This window comes from Luteimonas terricola (assembly GCF_004352845.1).
GTDB classification, from domain to species: domain Bacteria; phylum Pseudomonadota; class Gammaproteobacteria; order Xanthomonadales; family Xanthomonadaceae; genus Luteimonas; species Luteimonas terricola.
In genome coordinates, this window is sequence record NZ_SJRX01000002.1 from 205719 (window position 1) to 225727 (window position 20009).

General features: G+C 69.8%; 20 protein-coding genes and 1 tRNA gene. 5 read left to right on the plus strand and 16 right to left on the minus strand.

Annotation, left to right across the window (positions count from 1 at the left end; genetic code table 11):
• Nucleotides 1–84: 84 nt before the first annotated feature.
• The 3 genes from E2169_RS05650 to hppD form a co-directional block, all read right to left on the minus strand.
• On the minus strand, nt 85–702 hold the full coding sequence (locus E2169_RS05650; protein WP_132985649.1) for a lectin: 618 nt from the start codon (nt 700–702) through the stop codon (nt 85–87).
• Between the two features lie 98 nt (nt 703–800).
• Nucleotides 801–2084 (minus strand): homogentisate 1,2-dioxygenase, encoded by a 1284-nt coding sequence (gene hmgA / locus E2169_RS05655; RefSeq protein ID WP_132985995.1) that lies wholly within the window; start codon nt 2082–2084, stop codon nt 801–803.
• A gap of 322 nt (nt 2085–2406) precedes the next feature.
• Nucleotides 2407–3510 carry a 4-hydroxyphenylpyruvate dioxygenase gene (gene hppD / locus E2169_RS05660; protein ID WP_165942339.1) on the minus strand — a complete coding sequence of 368 codons (1104 nt, stop codon included), beginning with the start codon at nt 3508–3510 and terminating at the stop codon, nt 2407–2409.
• 76 nt (nt 3511–3586) lie between these two features.
• Between hppD and E2169_RS05665 the strand changes: the two genes are divergently transcribed.
• Nucleotides 3587–4087, plus strand: a complete 501-nt coding sequence (locus E2169_RS05665) for a MarR family winged helix-turn-helix transcriptional regulator (protein ID WP_132985650.1) — start codon at nt 3587–3589, stop codon at nt 4085–4087.
• Between the two features lie 381 nt (nt 4088–4468).
• Here the strand turns inward: E2169_RS05665 and E2169_RS05670 are convergent, their stop codons facing one another.
• From E2169_RS05670 to E2169_RS05680, 3 genes are all read right to left on the minus strand, one after another.
• On the minus strand, nt 4469–6043 hold the full coding sequence (locus E2169_RS05670; protein WP_132985651.1) for a peptide MFS transporter: 1575 nt from the start codon (nt 6041–6043) through the stop codon (nt 4469–4471).
• Between the two features lie 143 nt (nt 6044–6186).
• Nucleotides 6187–7770, minus strand: coding sequence for an AbgT family transporter (locus E2169_RS05675; RefSeq protein WP_132985652.1), 1584 nt, complete (start codon nt 7768–7770; stop codon nt 6187–6189).
• 69 nt (nt 7771–7839) lie between these two features.
• Nucleotides 7840–8715, minus strand: coding sequence for a tryptophan 2,3-dioxygenase (locus E2169_RS05680; RefSeq protein ID WP_132985653.1), 876 nt, complete (start codon nt 8713–8715; stop codon nt 7840–7842).
• Between the two features lie 101 nt (nt 8716–8816).
• Between E2169_RS05680 and pdhA the strand changes: the two genes are divergently transcribed.
• From pdhA to E2169_RS05700, 4 genes are all read left to right on the plus strand, one after another.
• Nucleotides 8817–9890 carry a pyruvate dehydrogenase (acetyl-transferring) E1 component subunit alpha gene (pdhA, locus tag E2169_RS05685; protein WP_132985654.1) on the plus strand — a complete coding sequence of 358 codons (1074 nt, stop codon included), beginning with the start codon at nt 8817–8819 and terminating at the stop codon, nt 9888–9890.
• Nucleotides 9887–10894, plus strand: a complete 1008-nt coding sequence (locus E2169_RS05690; RefSeq protein ID WP_132985655.1) for an alpha-ketoacid dehydrogenase subunit beta — start codon at nt 9887–9889, stop codon at nt 10892–10894. Before pdhA ends, E2169_RS05690 begins: the two co-directional genes overlap by 4 nt.
• 102 nt (nt 10895–10996) lie before the next feature.
• Nucleotides 10997–12427, plus strand: coding sequence for a dihydrolipoamide acetyltransferase family protein (locus tag E2169_RS05695; RefSeq protein WP_132985656.1), 1431 nt, complete (start codon nt 10997–10999; stop codon nt 12425–12427).
• Nucleotides 12428–12461: 34 nt separating this feature from the next.
• Nucleotides 12462–12845, plus strand: a complete 384-nt coding sequence (locus tag E2169_RS05700) for a VOC family protein (RefSeq protein ID WP_132985657.1) — start codon at nt 12462–12464, stop codon at nt 12843–12845.
• Nucleotides 12846–12881: 36 nt separating this feature from the next.
• Here E2169_RS05700 and E2169_RS05705 read toward each other — a convergent pair whose 3' ends face one another.
• The 10 genes from E2169_RS05705 to E2169_RS05750 all read right to left on the minus strand — a co-directional run bounded on the left by E2169_RS05705 (nt 12882) and on the right by E2169_RS05750 (nt 19931).
• Complete coding sequence (locus tag E2169_RS05705) at nt 12882–13838, minus strand: MBL fold metallo-hydrolase (RefSeq protein ID WP_132985658.1); 957 nt, start codon at nt 13836–13838, stop codon at nt 12882–12884.
• Entirely contained in the window at nt 13835–14158 is a 324-nt protein-coding gene (locus E2169_RS05710; RefSeq protein WP_132985659.1) for a hypothetical protein, read from the minus strand. Before E2169_RS05710 ends, E2169_RS05705 begins: the two co-directional genes overlap by 4 nt.
• Nucleotides 14155–15480 (minus strand): tryptophan--tRNA ligase, encoded by a 1326-nt coding sequence (locus E2169_RS05715; protein ID WP_132985660.1) that lies wholly within the window; start codon nt 15478–15480, stop codon nt 14155–14157. The genes E2169_RS05710 and E2169_RS05715 overlap by 4 nt, the downstream gene beginning before the upstream one ends.
• A gap of 151 nt (nt 15481–15631) precedes the next feature.
• On the minus strand, nt 15632–15832 hold the full coding sequence (locus E2169_RS05720) for a CsbD family protein (RefSeq protein ID WP_132985661.1): 201 nt from the start codon (nt 15830–15832) through the stop codon (nt 15632–15634).
• Nucleotides 15833–15958: 126 nt separating this feature from the next.
• Complete coding sequence (locus E2169_RS05725) at nt 15959–16114, minus strand: entericidin A/B family lipoprotein (protein ID WP_132985662.1); 156 nt, start codon at nt 16112–16114, stop codon at nt 15959–15961.
• A 139-nt stretch (nt 16115–16253) separates the two neighbouring features.
• A complete protein-coding gene (rocF, locus tag E2169_RS05730; protein WP_132985663.1) occupies nt 16254–17177 on the minus strand; it encodes an arginase in 924 nt (307 codons plus the stop codon).
• A gap of 32 nt (nt 17178–17209) precedes the next feature.
• Nucleotides 17210–17285: transfer RNA gene (locus E2169_RS05735), tRNA-Thr, on the minus strand.
• Nucleotides 17286–17313: 28 nt separating this feature from the next.
• Nucleotides 17314–18141, minus strand: a complete 828-nt coding sequence (locus tag E2169_RS05740; protein ID WP_132985664.1) for an SPOR domain-containing protein — start codon at nt 18139–18141, stop codon at nt 17314–17316.
• Between the two features lie 9 nt (nt 18142–18150).
• Nucleotides 18151–18900, minus strand: a complete 750-nt coding sequence (locus tag E2169_RS05745) for a type III pantothenate kinase (RefSeq protein WP_132985665.1) — start codon at nt 18898–18900, stop codon at nt 18151–18153.
• The gene (locus E2169_RS05750; protein ID WP_132985666.1) at nt 18897–19931 is read right to left on the minus strand and encodes a biotin--[acetyl-CoA-carboxylase] ligase; all 1035 of its coding nucleotides are present in this window, start codon (nt 19929–19931) and stop codon (nt 18897–18899) included. Before E2169_RS05750 ends, E2169_RS05745 begins: the two co-directional genes overlap by 4 nt.
• Nucleotides 19932–20009: the final 78 nt, after the last annotated feature.

A 20009-nucleotide genomic window follows, 5' to 3' on the forward strand; every position in this document is an offset into this window, starting at 1 on the left:
CCATCGAGTCATTTCCGCGGGACCGGACCCGGCGGCACCCGCGGCCCGCCGGGCGCGGCCAAGGCCGCGCTTGAAGGATCAGGGTCAGCTGCAGCCCTCGACGTAGCCGATCTGCGGGGCAAGACCGACCCGCCAGCTGGTCACACGGCCATCGGCGCCGAGCTCGAAGAACAGTCGCGACGGCAGCTTGCCGCCGTCCTCCGCACTCATCAGCACCTTGCCGCCCTCGACGTACTTGTGAGGCGCCGACTCGAGGCGCTTGCCGTACAGCCCCTGCAGCGTCGCCTCGTCCATGCCCACGCGGCCACCGCCCGGAGCGGTGATCTCGGCCGACTCGGCGCTGTAGCGCACGAACAGGTCACCTTCGAACATGAAGGCCAACTGGGCCGGCGTCGCCTGCCCGGCGGGGCTCAGGTGGTGGCAGGCGCTGCCGTCGCCGGGGTCGCCGGCCGGCTCAAGGGCATTGCCGTTCCAGTCCGCGCGCGCCTCCGCGGCGGTCATGCCGAATTCGATGCTGCCGTAGCCATCCATGCGCGCGTCGCCCGAGGCCGGGATCGCATCCGCTGCGGCCGCAGGCTCGGTCACGGGTTCGATCGCCTGGATCGCACTCGACGCGGCATCGGCTCCGGTTTCCGCCGTGCGCTCGACGTTGCAGGCGGCCAGGGCCAGGGTCAGCAGGGCGGCGACGTGGACAGCGCGCATGCGGTGTCTCCGTATGGGGTAGACGCAAGGCTACACAAAAACCGCGCGGGCGCGCGTGGAGGCCCCTGCTGGAGCCCGGCGCGCGGGCCGCGCTCCGGTCAGGCGCCGGCGTCGAAGTGCCTGCGCAGTCCTGCCCAGCAGGCCTGGTAGCCAGCCTGGCGGTGGGCGGCGTCGATCGCCTGCGCCGTCGGCCGGATCACCGCCCGGGTCTCGAACATGAAGGCCATGGTGTCGGCGATCACGTCGGGCTTCGACAGATCGGCCGCCGACGCCTTCTCGAAGGTCGCGGCGTCCGGGCCATGGCCGGTCATGCTGTTGTGCAGGCTGCAGCCACCGGGTGCGAAGCCCTCGGCCTTGGCATCGTATGCGCCATGGATCAGGCCCATGAACTCGCTGGCCACGTTGCGGTGGAACCACGGCGGCCGGAAGGTGTCCTGCGCCACCAGCCAGCGCGGCGGGAAGATCGCGAAGTCCATGTTGCCCACGCCCTCGGTGTCGCTGGGCGAATGCAGCACCAGGAAGATCGACGGGTCGGGATGGTCGAAGCTGATCGAGCCGATGGCGTTGAAGCGGCGCAGGTCATATTTGTATGGCGCGTAGTTGCCGTGCCAGGCGACCACGTCCAGGGGCGAGTGGCCGATGTCGGCGCGCCACAGATGGCCCTGGAACCTGGCGATGAGTTCGAAGTCGCCCTCGTCCTCCTCGTAGGCCGCGACCGGCGCCAGGAAGTCGCGCGGGTTGGCCAGGCCGTTGGAGCCGATCGGCCCCAGGTCCGGGAGCTTCAGCATCGCGCCGTAGTTCTCGCACACGTAGCCGCGCGCCGCGCCATCCGGAAGCTCGACGCGAAAGCGCACCCCGCGTGGCACCACGGCGATTTCCTGTGGTTCGACCTCGAGCACGCCGAACTCGGTGGCGATGCGCAGCCGGCCCTGCTGCGGGACGACCAGCAGCTCGCCGTCGGCGCTGTAGAAGAAGCGGCCGCGCATCGACGCGTTGGCCGCATACATGTGGATGCCCACGCCGGTGCCGGCCGCGGAGCCGCCGTTGCCGGCCATGGTGAACAGGCCGTCGACGAAGTCGACCGCCCCGCCCTCGCCGGGCATCGGCAGCGGATCCCAGCGCAGCTGGTCCGGCGTCACCGGCCCCTGGCCGAAATCCTCATGGAAGCGAGGCTGCGTCCAGGGCTTGAACTCGCCATGCATCGCCGCCGGCCGGATCCGGTACAGCCAGCTGCGCCGGTTCGCGTGCCGTGGCGCGGTGAACGCCGTGCCCGACAGCTGTTCGGCGTACAGCCCGTGCGCCACCCGCTGCGGCGAATTGCGCCCCACTGGCAGCGCCCCGGCCACCGCCTCGGTGGCGAACTCGTTGCCAAACCCCGACATGTATCCGACCACGGACCTTCTCCCGGAAAGACTGAAAGCTTTTTGCCGCGGATTTACGCTGAAAGGCGCGGATTTACACGGATAGAGCAAAAGCTTTTTCAGCCACGGATTTACGCGGATTACGCGGATCTGGCCGAGGCAAGGTTGTTGCCGAAAGCCCATTGGAAAGAAAAAGCCGATACAAGGCGTGCTGTTTGCGCTGGCCTCGCCCAGATCCGCGTAATCCGCGCCAATCCGTGGCCAAAAGCTCTTTGCTTTTTCCGCCTTTCCCGCTCTATCCGTGTAAATCCGCGCCTTTCAGCGTAAATCCGTGGCAAATCTTTTAGAGCACGCCCCGCCGCATCTGGTCACGCTCGATCGACTCGAACAGGGCCTGGAAGTTGCCCTCGCCGAAGCCCTCGTTGCCCTTGCGCTGGATGATCTCGAAAAAGATCGGGCCGAACGCGTTCTGGCCGAAGATCTGCAGCAACAGGCGCTTCTTCGTCTCCATGTCGGCGTCGATCAGGATCGCGTTGCGACGCAGGCGCGCGACGTCCTCGCCATGGTCCGGCACGCGCTGGTCGATCACGTCGAAGTAGGTGTCCGGCGTGTCGAGGAAGGGAATGCCGGCTTCGCGCATCTTTTCCACCGACTCGTAGATGTCGTCGGTGAACAGCGCGATGTGCTGGATGCCCTCGCCCTTGTAGTCGCGCAGGTATTCGTTGATCTGGCTCTTCTCGTCCGAGGACTCGTTGAGCGGGATGCGCACCACGCCGTCGGGCGCGGTCATCGCCTTCGACAGCAGGCCGGTCTTGCTGCCCTTGATGTCGAAGTAGCGGATCTGGCGGAAGTTGAACAGCTTTTCGTAGTAGTCCGACCACTTCTGCATGTTCCCGAGGAACAGGTTGTGCGTGAGGTGGTCGATGAAGGTCAGGCCAAAACCCCTGGGATGCTGGTCGACGCCCGGCAGCGGCTCGTAGTCGGCGTAGACGTTGTCGCTGGAATCGTCGATCAGGTACAGCATGCAGTCGCCGATGCCCTTGATCGCCGGGAAGTCGACGGCCCCGGTCTCGGGCTTGAAGCCGGCCTTCTCGCCGCCGTTCGCGAGCACGTGCCCGAGCACTTCGGAGATCGGCTTCTTGAACCGGATCGCGAAGCCGCAGGCCGACGGACCGTGTTTGGCGGCGAAATCGGAGGCGAAGGAGTCCGGCTCTTCGTTGAGCAGGAAGTTGATCGTGCCCTGGCGGAACAGTGTGATCGCGCGCTTGCGGTGCTTCGCGATGGCGGTGAAGCCGAGCTTCTCCAGGTACTCGCGCATCGAATCGGCACGACCGGCGGGCGCTGCGAACTCGACGAACTCGAAGCCGTTGATGCCCATCGGGTTTTCGAAGGTGGTGACCTGCATGCCGAGGTTCGGCTGCGTGCTGGCCTGGGTCTGGGCGCTCATGGCGGCTCCTGGAGTGGACGGGAGGGACGCATTGTTATAGTTTCATATGAAACCAGTTGCAAGGCGCAGCGCAGCAATGTCCCTTCCCGCCGACACCCCCGACGTCCCTGATGCCACCGACGCCCCCGTCCACGCAGCGGAGGCCGCGACCCTGGACCTCGAGCGCTTCGTTCCCTATCAGCTGAGCGTGCTGTCCAACGTCGTCAGCCAGGAAATCGCCCAGGCCTACGGCGAACGCTTCGGGCTGGCGGTCACCGAGTGGCGGATCATCGCCGTGCTCGGGCGTTTCCCCGGGCTGTCCGCGGCCGGCGTCGCCGAGCGCAGCGCCATGGACAAGGTGGCGGTCAGCCGTGCCGTGGCCAGCCTGCTGGAGCGCGGCCTGCTGCACCGCGAGGTCGACGGCGAGGACCGCCGGCGCTCCGTGCTCGAGCTCAGCGCGGCCGGCCGCGAGGTCCATGCCAAGGTGGCCCCGGCGGCGCTGGACTACGAGCGCGGCCTGCTCTCGGCGCTGAGCGAGTCCGAGCGCACGCAGTTTTCGCACATGCTGGACAAACTCGGCGAACGCTACGGGCTCTAGCCAACTGAGCACGATGTCGCCAGACACCGGTTCCGACGACGCCCGAGCCACGATGCGGGCGCACGCGGCAGGCCTCGGGGTCACGCTGGACTTCTCCCGACTCCGGGGCAACGGCTTCCACAAGGACTGACTGCGTCTTGGCTATGACGGCGACCTGGAGGGCCCCGCCGTGGCCGGGCCCCCGCGTACTGCTGCGCACCGGGTGCCAAGGCCCTTGAGGGCGAAGTCAAGGAGGAGGCGATGGCCGCAGGCCAGCGCCGGGGGACATGAGCACTCAAGGGCCTTGGCACCCGGCGCCCGAGAGCATCAATGGCGCGCCTCTCCCTCACGCCCCGGAGGGCGCGGCGTGTCACTCATGCCTGGAGAACGCGTGGGCGTCGCTCAGCGGCGCTCTTCGGTGACGTCGATCCCGGCAGCGGCCGGCTCCGCGAGCTCGCCCTGCCCGGCAAGGTCGTCGTCACGCAGGGTATCGAGGTGCATGAGCTTCTTGATCTGCGGTGCGATCACCAGCATCACCACGCCCACGCCCACTGCCAGCCAACCAACGTTGGAATAGACCTCCATCACCCGTTCCACGCCGCCGCCTTCGCCACCGGTGGCGGCGGAGATGAGGCCGGCAGCGAAGTTGCCGGTGGCCGAGGCGAAGAACCATGCGCCCATGATCAGGCTCGCCATCTGCGCGGGGGCCAGGCGGTTCATCGCCGACAGGCCCACCGGCGACAGGCACAGCTCGCCCATGGTGTGGATCAGGTAGATCAGGAAGATGAAGATCACCGGCGTGGCGCCGGGTCCGGCGGCCTTGGCACCCGCCACCAGCACCAGGAAGCCGAGCCCCACCATCACCACGCCCAGCGCGAACTTGGCCGGCGCGGACGGCTCCCAGCCGCGCTTGGCCAGGACCAGCCACAGCATCGCGAACAGCGGCGCCAGCATGATGATGTACATCGAGTTGAGCGACTGGAACATCGACGCCGGGACTTCCCAGCCGAAGAGGTGGCGGTCCACCGAGCGGTCGGTGAACAGGTTCAGCGACGCGCCGGCCTGTTCGAACAGCGCCCAGAACAGGATCGAGCCGACGATCAGGTAGAGCGCGGCGATGATGCGGTTGCGCTCTTCGCGGGTGAGCTTGAACACTGCGGTGATCAGCACGTAGCCGAGCAGGACCACGCCCGCGCCGCCGAGCAGGAAGCCGACCAGCTTCTGGTGCTGGATCATGAACCACACTAGGCCCACCGACAGGAAGGACAGCGCGTACAGCACCCATTCGAAGGTGATGCCGCCCAGGACCGGCTTCGCGAGCTTCTCGGGCGCGCGCGACTCGCCGCGGCCCATCAGCAGGGGCTTGCCGATCACGAACACGACCAGGCCGAGCAGCATGCCCACGCCGGCGGCACCGAAGCCGTACTTCCAGCCATAGGTCTGGCCGAGGTAGCCGGCGATCAGCGAGCCGAGCATCGCGCCCAGGTTGATGCCCATGTAGAAGATCGTGTACGCCGGGTCGCGGCGGATGTCGGTGCGCGGGTACAGCTGGCCGACCATCACCGAGATGTTGGCCTTGAGGAAACCCGAGCCGACGATGATGAAGGACAGTGCCAGCCAGAAGATGTTGATCTCCGCGGCGTCCTGGCCACCGCTGCCCTCGAACGCCATCAGGAAATGGCCGAAGGTCAGCAGCACCGCGCCGAACAGCACCGCCTTGCGCTGTCCCAGGTAGCGGTCGGCGAGGTATCCGCCCACGACCGGCGCGATGTACACCAGCGCGGTGTACGCGCCGTAGATCACCGAACCCTCGGAGTCCGAGAACATCCAGTGCTGCACGAGATAGAAGATCAGCAGCGCGCGCATGCCGTAGTAGGAGAAGCGCTCCCACATCTCGGCGAAGAACAGCACGAACAGGCCGCGCGGGTGGCCCAGGATGGTCTTCGCCTCCTCGGCTGCGTAAGGATTGTTGGCCACTGGCTTCTAGTACTCCCCGATGGTGGATCGGCAGGTGGCGCAGCGCCGCCTGCGCGTGGTTCGATCCCCGCCTGGCGCGGGGCAATGTCGAAACTTACCGCAACTCGGCCGGCCGCGGGGATCCGCCGCCGCGTTCAGCATCTTCAGACCGCCGGCCACGCATAGCTGGAACCCACGCCCAGCGGGATCCCCAGGGCCCAGAACCCGACCAGGAACAGGCTCCACACGACCAGCAGGCTGATCGAGTACGGCAGCATCAGAGCCAGAAGGGTGCCCACGCCGGCCGACTTCACGTACTTCTGGCAGAACACCACGATCAGCGGGAAGTACGGCATCAGCGGGGTGATGATGTTGGTGCTGGAGTCGCCGACCCGGTACGCGGCCTGGGTCAGGTCGGGCGAGATCCCCAACTGCATCATCATCGGCACCATGATCGCGCCGATCAGCGCCCACTTCGCCGAGGCCGAACCGATCAGCAGGTTCACGGCTCCCGACAGCAGCACGATGCCGACCACCATCAGCGACATGTGCAGGCCCATCGACTGCAGCGTGTTGGCCCCCTTGATGGCGAGCAGCACGCCCAGGTTGGACTGGCTGAAGGCAAAGATGAACTGCGCGGCGAAGAACGCCATGACGATGTAGTAGCCCATGCCGCTCATCGACTTGCTCATGCCTTCGACGATGTCGCGATGGCTTCTGGCAGTCCCTGCGACGTAGCCGTAGACCACGCCGGGAATGAGGAAGAACAGGAAGATCAGCGCCACGATCGACTGCATCAGCGGCGCGCTGAACGCGAGCAGCGGATGGGTCGCCGGAGCGAGCGTGGCCGGGTCGGCCGCCCACGGGGTGCCGGCCGGCAACAGCGACAGCGCGAACAGGACCACCGCCAGGCCCATCGCCGCCATGGCACTCCACAGGCCGCGCCGCTCGGCAGGCTCCAGCGGCTCCATGGTCGGCATCTGCGCCGTGTCGCCGTCGACCGCCGTGGACTGCAGCCGGGGCTCGATGACTCGGTCGGTCAGGAACCAGCCCACGAGGATCACCAGGACCGTGGACGCGGTGGTGAAGAAGTAGTTGTTCATCGGATTGACCATGGCCTCGGACGCGATGATGCGCGCGGCCTCCTGGGTCAGTCCGGCAAGCATCGGGTCGAGGCTGGACGGCACGAGGAAGGTGGCGGAGAAGCCGCCCGACACGCCGGCGAATGCCGCGGCGATGCCGGCCAGTGGATGGCGCCCCGCCGCGTAGAAGATCACCGCGCCCAGGGGGATCACCAGCACGTAGCCGGCATCCACGGCGACGTGGCTGAGGACGCCGACGCCGATCAGCGCCGGGGTGAGGAGCATCTTCGGCGTGACGCCGAGGATGGCCCGCAAGACGGCGTTGATGAACCCGGTGTGCTCCGCCACCCCGAGACCGAGCATCGCCACCAGCACCACGCCCAGCGGCGCGAAGTTGACGAAGGTCGCCACCATCGTGGACATGAAGCTGGTCAGGCTGGACCCGGAAAGCAGGTTGTTGATCGCCACGGGATCGCCACTGCGCGGGTCGATCTCGCTGAAGCTGACGCCCGAGAGCAGCGCCGACACCGCCCAGGTGACCAGCATCAGGACCAGGAACAGCACCGCCGGATCCGGCAGGCGGTTGCCCACGCGCTCGATGGCATCGAGTGCGCGCGCCACGGCGCCCCGCCGCGTCGTCGCGGCCTCAGGTACTGGTTGCGTCATGCGGACTTCCCCTGGGAAACAAGCGTCGGATCCTAGCAGGCGACGGCCTGGAGCGCGCCCGTCGCGGACTCAGTATGCAGAGTCCGCGGGCCGCCCACCGATGCGGGTGCGCACCTCGAACAGCTCCGGGAAGAAGGTCAGCTCCAGCGCCTGCTTCAGGAAGCCCACCCCGCTGGACCCCCCGGTGCCGCGCTTGAAGCCGATGATGCGCATGACCGTGCGCATGTGGCGGAAACGCCAGAGCTGGAACTCGCTCTCCAGGTCCACCAGGTCCTCGCACAGGTGGTAGGCCTCCCAGTCCGCGGCGGTGTCGCCGTAGATGCGTTCGAACACCGGCACCAACGCCTCGTCCATCACATGCGGGCGGGTCCAGTCCCGCTCCAGGTGGCGCTCCGGCACCGGATGGCCGCTGCGGGCCAGGTAGCGCAGGGCCTCGTCGTAGAGGCTGGGCGCCTCGAGCGCGCCACGCAGCATCGCCTGGGCCCCCGGATCGTGGGCGAAGACCTTGAGCATGCCGGCGTTCTTGTTGCCCAGCAGGAACTCGACCGTGCGGTACTGCGCCGACTGGAAGCCCGAGGACGGCCCCAGCAGGTCGCGGAACTCGGCGTACTCGGACGGCGTGAGCGTCTCCAGCACCGACCACATCGCGGTCAGCTGGCGCAGCACCCCCTTGCAGCGCGCGAAGATCTTCTGGCAGCGGTCGAGCCGGCCCTCGCGCAGGTGGCCGACCGCGGCCCCCAGCTCGTGCACCAGCAGCTTCAGCCACAGCTCCGAGACCTGGTGCTGGATGATGAACAGCATCTCGTCGTGGTGCGGCGGGTCCGAGACCGGCTGCTGCGCCGACAGCAGGCGCTCGAGCTGCAGGTAGCCGCCGTAGGTCAGGCGCCCGGACAGTTCGGTGTGGATGCCGGCCTCGAGGGCGCGTTCGTTGTCTTCGATGCTCATGGGCGAAGGGTAGCGCACGCCATTGCCGCACCGCGCAACGGAAGGAAAACGCCGTCCGGGTATCATGTCCGGCTCCCGTGGATGACCGAGCACGTGCCCGCATGAGCGTTGTCGCGACCTTTGAAATCGAATATCTCCAGTACCTTGGCCCGGACGGCACCCTGGTGGCTGAACTGCCGCCCGAAGCGCCCTCGGCGGCCGATATCCTGCCGCTGTTCAAGCAGATGCTGCTGGTGCGCACCTTCGACGCCAAGGCCATCGCGCTGCAGCGCACCGGCAAGCTCGGCACCTACGCGGCCTGCCTGGGCCACGAGGCCACGCATATCGGCATCGGCGCCGCGATGCGGCCCGAGGACGTGTTCGCCCCCAGCTACCGCGAGTACGGCGCGCAGTTCATGCGCGGCGTGAAGCCGCGCGACGTCCTGATGTACTGGGGCGGCGACGAGCGCGGCAACGACTTCAGCGGGCCGAAGCACGACTTCCCCTGGTGCGTGCCGATCGCCACCCAATGCCTGCACGCCGCGGGCGCGGCGCTCGCGTTCAAGCTGCGCGGCGAAGACCGCGTGGCCGTGACCTGCTGCGGCGACGGCGGCTCGTCCAAGACCGACACCTATGCCGCGATCAACTCCGCCGGCGCCTACGCCCTGCCCTTCATCCAGTGCATCATCAACAACGGCTGGGCGATCTCGGTGCCGCGCTCCGCGCAGACCGGCGCCGAGACCCTGGCCCAGAAGGGCCTGGCCGGCGGCCTGCACTGCCTGCAGGTCGACGGCAACGACCTGTTCGCCGTGCTCGAGGGCATGCGCCGCGCCATGGAGCGCGCGCGCTCGGGCGGCGGCGGCAGCGTGATCGAATTCATGACCTACCGCCTGCACGACCACACCACCGCCGACGACGCCCGCCGCTACCGCGGCGAGGACGAGGTCAAGGACGCCTGGACCCGCGATCCGATGACCCGCCTGCGCACCTGGCTGACCGCCCAGGGCGCCTGGGACGAGGCGCAGGAAACGGCCTGGGTGGAGGAGTGCGGCCGCATGGTCGACGTGGAGATCAACGCCTACCTGGAGAGCAAGGTGCAGCCCGTGGAAGCGATGTTCGACTACCTCTACGCCGACCCGCCGCAGGACCTGCTGGACCAGCGTGCGGCCGCGATCGCCCTGGAGAAGCGCGCATGAGCGCCGTGGCCAAGGACGCGGCACCGGCCGCGATCACCCTGATCGAGGCGATCACCCAGGCGCTGGCCTACGAGATGCGCAACGACGCGTCCGTGGTGGTGCTGGGCGAGGACGTCGGCGTCAACGGCGGCGTGTTCCGCGCCACCGCCGGCCTGCAGGCCGAGTTCGGCGACCAACGGGTGATCGACACCCCGCTCGACGAAACCACCATCGCCGGCCTGACCGTGGGCATGGCCGCGCAGGGCATGAAGCCGGTCGCCGAAGCCCAGTTCGACGGCTTCATGTACCCGATGGTCGACCACATCATCTGCCACGCCGCGCGCTTCCGGTACCGCACCCGCGGCCGCCTGACCTGCCCGATGGTGCTGCGCGTGCCGTGGGGCGGCGGCATCCGCGCCCCCGAGCACCACAGCGAGGCCAACGAGTCCATCTTCACCAACGTGCCGGGCCTGCGCGTGGTCCTGCCGTCGTCGCCGGCGCGCGCCTACGGCCTGCTGCTGGCCGCCATCCGCGAGCCGGACCCGGTGATCTTCATGGAGCCCAAGCGCATCTACCGCCAGTACAAGGAGCTCGTGCCCGACGACGGCGAAGCGCTGCCGCTGGACGTGTGCTTCGTGCTGCGCGACGGCACCGACGTCACCCTGGTGACCTGGGGCGCGCAGGTGAAGGAAACGCTCGAGGCCGCCGAGGCGCTGGCGAAGGACGGCATCAGCGCCGAAGTGATCGACGTCGCCACCCTCAAGCCGCTCGACTTCGCGACCATTGCTGAATCGGTGGCCAAGACCGGACGCTGCGTGATCGTGCATGAAGCCCCGAAGACCGCGGGCTTCGGCGCCGAGATCGCCGCCCGCCTGGCCGAGGAGTCGATGTACGACCTGCTGGCACCGGTCGAGCGCGTCACCGGTTACGACACCCACATCCCGCTGTTCCGGCTGGAAATGAAGTACCTGCCGAGCGTCGAGAAGATCGTTGCCGCGGCGAGGCGGACGCTGGCCGCCGGCTAGGGCCGGCGCGCCGCGGACACGCCGCGCACGACGCGACGCGCGACCCGCAACGACAGACACACCACCGCACAACACCTGCAAGACACGGATCCCGAGGACCCCATGGCCGACAAGAAGACCTTCCACCTCCCCGACCTCGGCGAAGGCCTGCCCGACGCGACCATCGTCGAATGGTTCGTCAAGGAGGGCGACACCATCCGCCTGGACGAGAACCTGGTGTCGATGGAGACCGCCAAGGCCGTGGTCGAAGTGCCTTCGCCGGTCTCGGGCAAGGTGCTGAAGCTCGCCGGCGCCGCCGGCGACATCGTCATCACCGGCGCGATGCTGGCCGAGTTCGAGCTCGACCCCAGCCTGCCGCAGCGTGCGGAGGGCCAGGACACCGGCCACCACCACGGCGGTGGCGGGCACGGCGTGGGCAGCCAGGATCCGGCGCCCGACGACCGCCTGGTCGCCTCCGACGAAGGCGGCGCCATCACCCACGACGGCGACGCGCCGGAACCGGCCAAGGCCGGCGCCGAACGCAGCGACAGCGGCACCGTGGTCGGCGCCATGCAGTCCTCCGATGCCGTGCGCAGCGAGCAGGCCGTGGCCGTCGGTGGCGTGCGCGCGATGCCCGCCGTGCGCGCGCAGGCGCGCAAGCTCAAGGTCGACATCACCCGCGTGCGCGGCACCGGCGCCGACGGCACCGTGACCATGACCGACGTGAAGAACGCCGCCGCCAACGGCTCGGCCGCGATCGGCGCGGCGCCGGCCGCAGCGGCCGCGACCCGCGGTGCTGCGGCCGCTTCCGCAGGCGGCGCCGCTCCGGCAGCAGCCACGCGCGACGCCTCCAGCCGCACCGCGCTGTCCGCCAGCGGCAAGCCGATGCGCACCCAGCCACCCGGCGTCACCGCCACTGGCCAGCCCGAGCAGCTCAAGGGCGTGCGCCGCAACATGGCGCGCGTCATGGCCGCCGCGCACGCCCAGGTCGTGCCGACCACCCTGGTCGACGACGCCGACCTGCACGCCTGGGTCGGCAAGCAGGACATCACCGCCCGCCTGATCCGCGCCATCTGCACCGCGGCCCGGGCGGTGCCCGCCCTCAATGCCTGGTTCGACGGCGAGAGCCTGACCCGCACCATGCACCCGCAGGTGGACATCGGCATCGCCGTGGACACCGAGGACGGCCTGTTCGTGCCGGCCCTGCGCAACGCCGACGTGCTCGATGCCGGCGGCGTGCGCTCGGCGATCCAGCGCCTGCGCCAGCAGGTCGAGGACCGCAGCATCCCGGCCAGCGAGCTCTCGGGCTACACCATCAGCCTGTCCAACTTCGGCATGTTCGCCGGCCGCTACGCCACCCCGGTGGTGGTGCCGCCGTGCGTTGCCATCGTCGGCGCGGGCAAGCTGAGCCAGGACGTGGTCGCGGTGATCGGCGGCATCGAAGTGCACCGCCGGATGCCGATCTCGCTGACCTTCGACCACCGCGCTGCCACCGGCGGCGAGGCCGCGCGCTTCCTCAAGGCCCTGCTGGACGACCTGGGCCTGCCGCAGTAGGTCGCTGGAGGCGGCCGCGCAACGGAGAACATCCATGACGCATCGCAGCCGCCTGGCCGGTTTCATCATCGATTCGCGCGGCGACGACCTCGCCGCCTCCGCCGCGTTCTGGAGCGGCGCCCTGGGCCTGCCCATCGCCGATCCGGACTCGGGCGGCACCGGCCGCTATGCCGAGCTCGGCGGCACACCCGGCAACCTGCACGTCGAAGTGCAGAAGGTCGAGCACCCCTCGCGCGTGCACCTGGACATCGAGACCGACGACATCGACGCCGAGATCGCGCGGCTGGAAGCCCTGGGCGCACGCCGGATCGCCTTCATCAAGCGCTGGTGGGTGATGGAAGCGCCGGACGGCCAGCGCTTCTGCGTGGTGCCGATGGACGCTCCGGACGCACGCGCCGAACCCAACACCTGGGGCTGAGCGCGCCAGGCATGGGGTTGCTCGGGGCGAGCGCGGCTAGCCCGCCTCGGCCTCCCGCGCCTTCTTCCGCTCGCGCTCCAGCCACACGGCCAGGCCCTGGGCGTTGAGCTCGATGTCCATGGCCAGCAGCTCCGGCACCCGGCGCTCGGGCTCGGCCACGCCGTGGATGCGGGCGCGGTCGACGTAGAGTTTCGTCAGCGCCTGCTTCAAGGCCTCGTGGCGGTCAGGCGCGTCGGCGAGGAACTGCGCCAGCGCGACCATGGCGTCGACCTGCTCGATCAACCGCAGGCCGACGCGCTGCACGTCGCCGCGGATACCGCCGAAGTGCGTGACGTAGCACGTGTCGGGTTGCACCGCGAGCAGGCGCCGGATGGAGTCCTTCATCTGCACCGGGTCGAACTGCACCGGCGAGGTGGTCGGGATCGCGAACGGCCGTCCGCCGACGTCGAACTCGCGGTAGGAAATGCCGAAGACGTCGCCGGTGAACCAGGCGCGGCTGCGCTCGTCCCACACCGAAAGATGATGCAGGGCGTGGCCGGGCGTGTGCGCCAGCAGCAGCGGTCGACCGCCGAGGTCGAGCACTTGGCCGTCGGCCGCCTCGATCACGCGCTCCACCGGCGCCGGCACCAGGCCGCCATAGGCCTGTTCGAACAGCGCGTCGCCGTAGACCTGGCGCGCGCTGGCGATCAGCTTCTCCGGATCGACCAGGTGCGGCGCGCCGCGCGGGTGCACCACCAGCTGCGCCGCCGGCAGCTCGCGCAGCAACGCGCCGGCACCGCCGGCGTGGTCGAGGTGGACGTGGCTGGCGATGACGTAATCGACGGCTTTACGCGGAAGGCCGGCCGCGTCCAGCGCCGCGAGCATGTTCGGCACGCTGTGCAGGGTGCCGCAGTCGATGAACGCCGCGCGCCCCGACTCCACCAGCAGGTAGGCCGCACAGAACGCCGGGCGGTCGCCGAAGCCGGTGTCGACGACGGTGATGCCGCCGCTCATGGCGCCGCGGCCCCCTTGTTGCGGAACACCAGCATGCGCAGCACGAGGGTGACCAGCATCGCCGCCAGGAAGACGCCGTAGCCGACCGCGGTGGAGAGGATCTGCCGCCACATGCGCCCGTGCGACGGGTCGGCGATGTCGTGCATCCAGTACAGGCTGGCTACGAAGACCGCCAGCGACAGCACGATCGCGACCAGGTCGTACAGCCGCCGCGCGATCCCGCGCGGCTGGCGCGGATAGACCCAGAACAGCACGGCCAGGATCAGGAACCACGGCAGGAACAGGATCAGCGTCAGGTTCACTTCGACCAGCGGGTTCATTCCGCATCCTCCAGGAAACGTCCGAGTGCGCGCAGCAGCGCGTCAGCATCCACGCCCTCGCCCAGCGTGCCCACGGCCGCTTCACCCAGCCAGACGCGGCCGGCATCGTCGATACGCGCATCGGCCCCGCCCGACTTCAGCGCTGCGACGACCCGGCCACAGTCGCGCGGCGACTCGAAGCCATCGCCCTGCAGCAGCAACCGCTCGCCGTCGACGAGCTTGAAGTGGAAGCGGCCATCGGCCTCGCGGTACTGCTTGAACACCGGGGGCGCCGCCTTCGCCTCGCCGCCCTCGCCGGCCACCGCGTCCCCACGCGCGCCGAGGTCGCGCAGTCCCACGGCTTCGCGCAAGCGCGCGAGGAACGGCCGGGCCTGTCCGTCACGCAGGCGTTCCCCGCCGGCGCGCAGCACGCGCTCGATGCCCGCGGGATCGGCCACCAGCGCCTGGTAGCGATCGCGCAGCGGCGCCAGTTCGGCGTCGATGCGTTCGAACAGGCGCTCCTTGGCCTCGCCCCAGGCGATGCCTTCGGCGTAGGCCTTGCGCATCGCCGCGGTTTCATCGGCGCCGGCAAAGGCCTGGTAGAGCTGGAACAGCGACGAGCCTTCGGTGTCCTTCGGCTCGCCCGGCGCGCGCGAGTCGGTGACGATCGAGAACACCAGCTTGCGCAGCTGCTCGCGCGGCGCGAACAACGGGACCACGTTGTCGTAGCTCTTCGACATCTTGCGGCCGTCCAGGCCCGGCAGGGTCGCGACCTGCTCTTCGATCGCCGCCTCGGGCAGGGTGAAGTGTTCGCCGTAAAGATGGTTGAAGCGCTGGGCGAAGTCGCGCGCCATCTCGATGTGCTGCACCTGGTCGCGACCCACCGGCACCCTGTTCGCGTTGAACAGCAGGATGTCGGCCGCCATCAGCACCGGGTACATGTACAGGCCCGCGGTGACGCCGGCATCGTCGTCCTCGCCCTCGGCGCGGTTGCGGTCGACCGCGGCCTTGTAGGCATGCGCGCGGTTGAGCAGGCCCTTGCCGGCCACGCAGGTCAGCAGCCAGGTGAGCTCGGTGGTCTCCGGCACATCGGACTGGCGGTAGAAGGCGACCCGCTCCGGATCCAGCCCGCAGGCCAGCCAGCTGGCCGCGACCTCCAGCGTGGAGCGCTGCACGCGCAGCGGATCCTGGGTGCTGATCAGGGCGTGGTAGTCGGCGAGGAAGAAGAAGCTCTCGACGCCGGGCGCCTCGCTCGCGGCCACCGCCGGGCGGATCGCGCCGACGTAGTTGCCGAGATGGGGGACGCCGGTGGGCTTGATGCCGGTGAGGACGCGCAGGCTCATTCAGGGGCCGGAAAGTGGGGAACGCCCCATTTTAGCCCGCGCGGGAACCCCGGACCCGGCCGCCCGGGACCGATCGCGGCGAAACCGGGCGCCAGACGCACCACGGGCCGGCAATGGCCGGCCCGTGGTGCACACGTGAAGCAATCAAGCGTCAGTGGAGGCTCTTCTCGAAATCATGCACCTCGCGTTCGGCGCGGTCGCGCTCCCAGCCGTACTGCTCCTGCAGCTTGCCGGCCAGGTACTCGCTGTTGCCTTCTGCAACATCGAAGACGTCGTCGCTGAGCTTGCCCCACTTGGCCTGGGCCTGGCCCTTCAGTTGGGTCCACTTGCCGGAGATGATGTCCTTGTTCATGGCGTTACCTCTTGCGATGGGGGAACGATCCCCGCTGTGCGGCGGATCAGGAACCATCCTGCCGAAGCAGCCATGTGCTCGCGGTCAAGGTTTCGTTGTCCAGGACTTCACTCTGCTGACTTGCCCTCAACGCGGATCGGTCGCGCCGGTGTCGTCCGCAGCGTCCTCGACCTTTTCGCCCACCTTCTGCACGTCCTTGCCCGCGCCCGCGACGGTATTGCAGGCGCTCAGCATGCCGGCCGAGAACATCGAGATCAGGATCAGGATTGCAATGCGCTTCATGGTGACTCTCCATTGATGGACGGTGCCGCGGGCGGCTTCCACCCGGGTCGCGTCCATGAAACGCGGGGGGAAGTGAAATCCGCGTTGAAGCGCAGCTGTCGCCCCGCAAGCGTCGGGGCGTCCATTCATGTCGGGGCGCTCAGTCGCGCATCAGGGTCGACTTGCCGAACAGGCTCTCCACCAGGTCCACCGCCAGGCGCGCGGTGCGGTTGCGCTTGTCCAGCGCAGGGTTGACCTCGACCACGTCCAGCGAATCCGCGCCGCCGGCGTCGGCGATCATCTCCATCATCAGCTGCGCTTCGCGGTAGTCGAGTCCGCCGGGCACGCGGGTGCCGGTGCCGGGGGCGATGGTGGGGTCGAGCACGTCGACGTCGAAGCTGACGTGGAGGTGGGTGTCGGCGTCGATGCCGGCGAGCGCCTCTTCCATCACCTGCTTCATGCCGACTTCGTCGATGTAGCGCATGTCGTAGATGTCGAGGCCGTGCTCGTGGACCAGGCGCTTTTCCGCGGCATCCACCGAGCGGATGCCGATCTGGCGCACGTCGGCCGGCGAGATCATCGGCCCGGGTCCGCCCAGGTTGACCAGCACCTCGGGGCCCAGGCCGCACAGGCAGGCCACGGGCATGCCGTGGACGTTGCCCGACGGCGTGATCGCCGACGTATTGAAGTCCGCGTGGGCGTCGAGCCACAGCACGCGCAGGCGCTTGCCCTTGGCCCGGCAGTGGCGCGCGACCGCGGTGATCGAGCCCATCGCCAGACAGTGGTCGCCACCGAGCATCACCGGCATCCGGCCCGCCTCCAGCTCGACGGTGGACATGTCCATGACCGCACGGTTCCAGGCCACGACCTCATCAAGATGGCGGTAACCGTCCACCGGCGCCTGCCAGGGGTTGCGCGGCCCCTTGGCATCGCCGCGGTCGACGGCGTCGATGCCGCGCGCGACCAGCGCCTCCACCAGCCCCGCCACCCGCAACGCCTCGGGCCCCATGGACGCGCCGCGGCTCCCCGCGCCGACGTCGGTCGGCACGCCGAACACGGAAACGGGCTTGGATTTCAAGGGCATGGGCGCCTCCGGCGGCAACAGTGGGATTCGCGTGGTGCCGGCAGTCCGAATCGAACGGACGACCTACCGCTTACAAGGCGGTTGCTCTACCAGCTGAGCTATGCCGGCACGATGCGCCGCGGAGGCGCGCGGCATTCTAACGCGCGCCGCCGGCCACCACGATGCCGGTGCAATCGATGTCCTGGACCTGCGCCGCCGCGGCGGCGCCACGCGCGGCCGCGGCGTCGAACGCCGGGCCCGCGGCCACGTCCAGCCAGTGCCGGATGACGACGTCGCCGAGGGGCTGGGCCTGCACCGGGAAACCGGCCCCGCGCAGCGCCGCTTCACGACGGCGCGCCGACGGCTCGCTGCCATAGCGCCCCAGCGCGATGCCGTTGGCCTCGTCGCCCGATGGCACCACCAGCAGATCGTCGAAGCCGGCCTCCCTGATCTTCGCGGCCAGCGCGTCGGCGGCGGCGCGGTCGGGCTGCGGTGCCATCACCACGCGCCAGCCGCGCGGCGCCTCGACGACATCGCGCACCCGCGTGCGTGCGGCGCCCAGCGGCTGCAGTGCGTTGCGCGCGGCGGCCACGGACACGGCATCGGCGTAGGGGCCATAACTCGAGCAGCGCAGTGCGGTGGCCGCCGCCGCGGAAGCGCTGCCCGCTTCCTGCGGAGCGGACCCGGGGGCCGGTTCCAGGGGCGGCGCGCCCTGGTTCGACGCAGCGGGTGCGTCGGCATCCGGCCGCGAGCGCGGCTCCGCCGCGGGCGCACCCTCCCCCGGCTGGCTGGCAACATCTTCCAGACCGGCCTCCGGAACGGGGTCGGCCTGCGCGACCGCCTGCTCGCCGAGCAGCTGCAGGCGCGGCACGTCCGCAGGCTGTACCCAAGGCGCCGGGGCCGACGGTCCCGGGCGCAGCAGCCACCAGGTGGCGACGCCGAAGTTGAGCATGACCAGGAGGACAAGCAGTGCGCGTGCGGGCATGCGTCGATTCTAGCCTGTGTGCTCCAGCCCGCGCGGCTCCCGCGCCAGCCGCGCCAGGCCCTCCATGACCAGCGAGGGCGCATGCACGGCGCCGTCCAGCTGTGCCAGCAGCTGCATCGCACCGCCGCCGTGCAGCAGGAGGACGGGCGGCTGGCCCGCCAGCGCAGCGGCGGCCTTGCAGCTGCGTTCGATCAGCCCCAGCGCCGCGCCAAGGCAGCCGCCGGCAAGGGCATCGGCGGTGTCCGTGCCGAAGGCCGCGGCCGTGCCGCCATCGACCGGCAACTGCGGCGCACGCGCATGCAGCGCTTCGCGCATCAGGCTGGGCGACGGAGCGATGGCGCCGCCGTGATGGAGTCCCGCGGCATCGAGCAGATCGACGGTGAGCGCGGTGCCCACGCCGACCACCAGCGCCCAGCCGGACACCCGCGCACGTGCGCCGACCAGCGCCAGCGCGCGGTCGATGCCCAGCCGCGCGGGCTCCGCGTAGCCGATGCGCACACCGGCCATCTCGCGCTCCACTCGCACTTCGACCACGCGCGCCGCGCGCGGCACCAGCGCCTGCAGCAGGGAGGCGCGCAGCGCCGCCGGGCCCACGCTGGCGATCCATGCCACGTCGATATCCTTCGGCAGCGCCGCCATCCATGCCGGGTCGAAGCGCGCGCCGTCGTGCGCGAAGGCGGAGACCGGGCCGGTGCCATCGTGTTCCAGCGGCGCCAGCTTGAGGCGCGTGTTGCCGAGGTCGAACAGCCAGTCGCTCATGCCGCCGCCCGTGCGCGCAGGCTCGCTTCACCGGCGTGGAACTGGCGTTCGATGCCGTCGATGTCCACCCGCAGCGCGCCGTCGGCCGCCAGGCCCAGCGCCGTGCCTGCGTGCACCTCCCTTCCCGCGCGCACCTCGACTGTGCGCCCGGCCAGCGCGTCCAGCGCAGCGTGGCGCGGCAGGAACGGTGCCAGGCCATCCTGGTCGAACTGCGCCAGCGCCGGCACCAGGTGTGCAACAAGCATGGCCGCAATCGCATTGCGTGAGGGCGGCGCGGAATGCGGCAGCGACGCCAGGTCGCACCATGGCTGGTCGATCGCGGCCACCGCCGCGGCCGGCATTCGCACGTTGAGTCCGAGGCCGAGCACCGCGCGCACCGGGCCGGCGTGCTCCCCGCCGCCTTCGACCAGCAGGCCGCCGAGCTTGCGCAGCAGCAACGGACCGGCATCGACAACGACCAGGTCGTTCGGCCACTTCAGCCGGACCGTTCCGTAGCCCAGTGCATGCAGGGCCTCCGCCGCGGCGACACCGGCCACGAGACCGAGCCCGCCCAGGCGGGCCAATCCGCCCTCGAACGCGCGCGCCAGCGACACATAGAGATTGGCCGCCAGCGGCGACGCCCAGGCGCGGCCAAGGCGGCCGCGGCCACCGAGCTGGCGTTCGGCCAGCAGCACGGCGACCCCTTGCAGCGGCGTGCGTCGCCGCAGCAGCTCGCTGTTGGTGGAGTCGAGGCTCCAGGCGACCTCGGGTCCGTGGACGCCCGCGCGCACGGCGGCGGGCAGCGCGGCCGCGATGGCCACGTCGTCGAGCAGGTCCAGCGGTGCATCCAGCACATAGCCGCGGCCGCGATGCGCGCCGATGGCGACGCCGGCCGCGCGCAGCGCTTCGATCCGCTTCCAGACCGCGGCCCGCGTCAGGCCGGCCTCGCGCGCCAGCGTGTCGCCCGGGACCGGACCCCGTGCCAGGCGCAGCAACAGCGCCTTCTCCGCGGCGGCGGCTTCACGCGGCGCGTTGGCGGCGTCGGCAGGCATGCGCGGATTATCACACCTGAACGGGAACGCCGACCGCCGCCGCGTGCGCAAGCCCCGAGGCAATGTATGATCCGATGG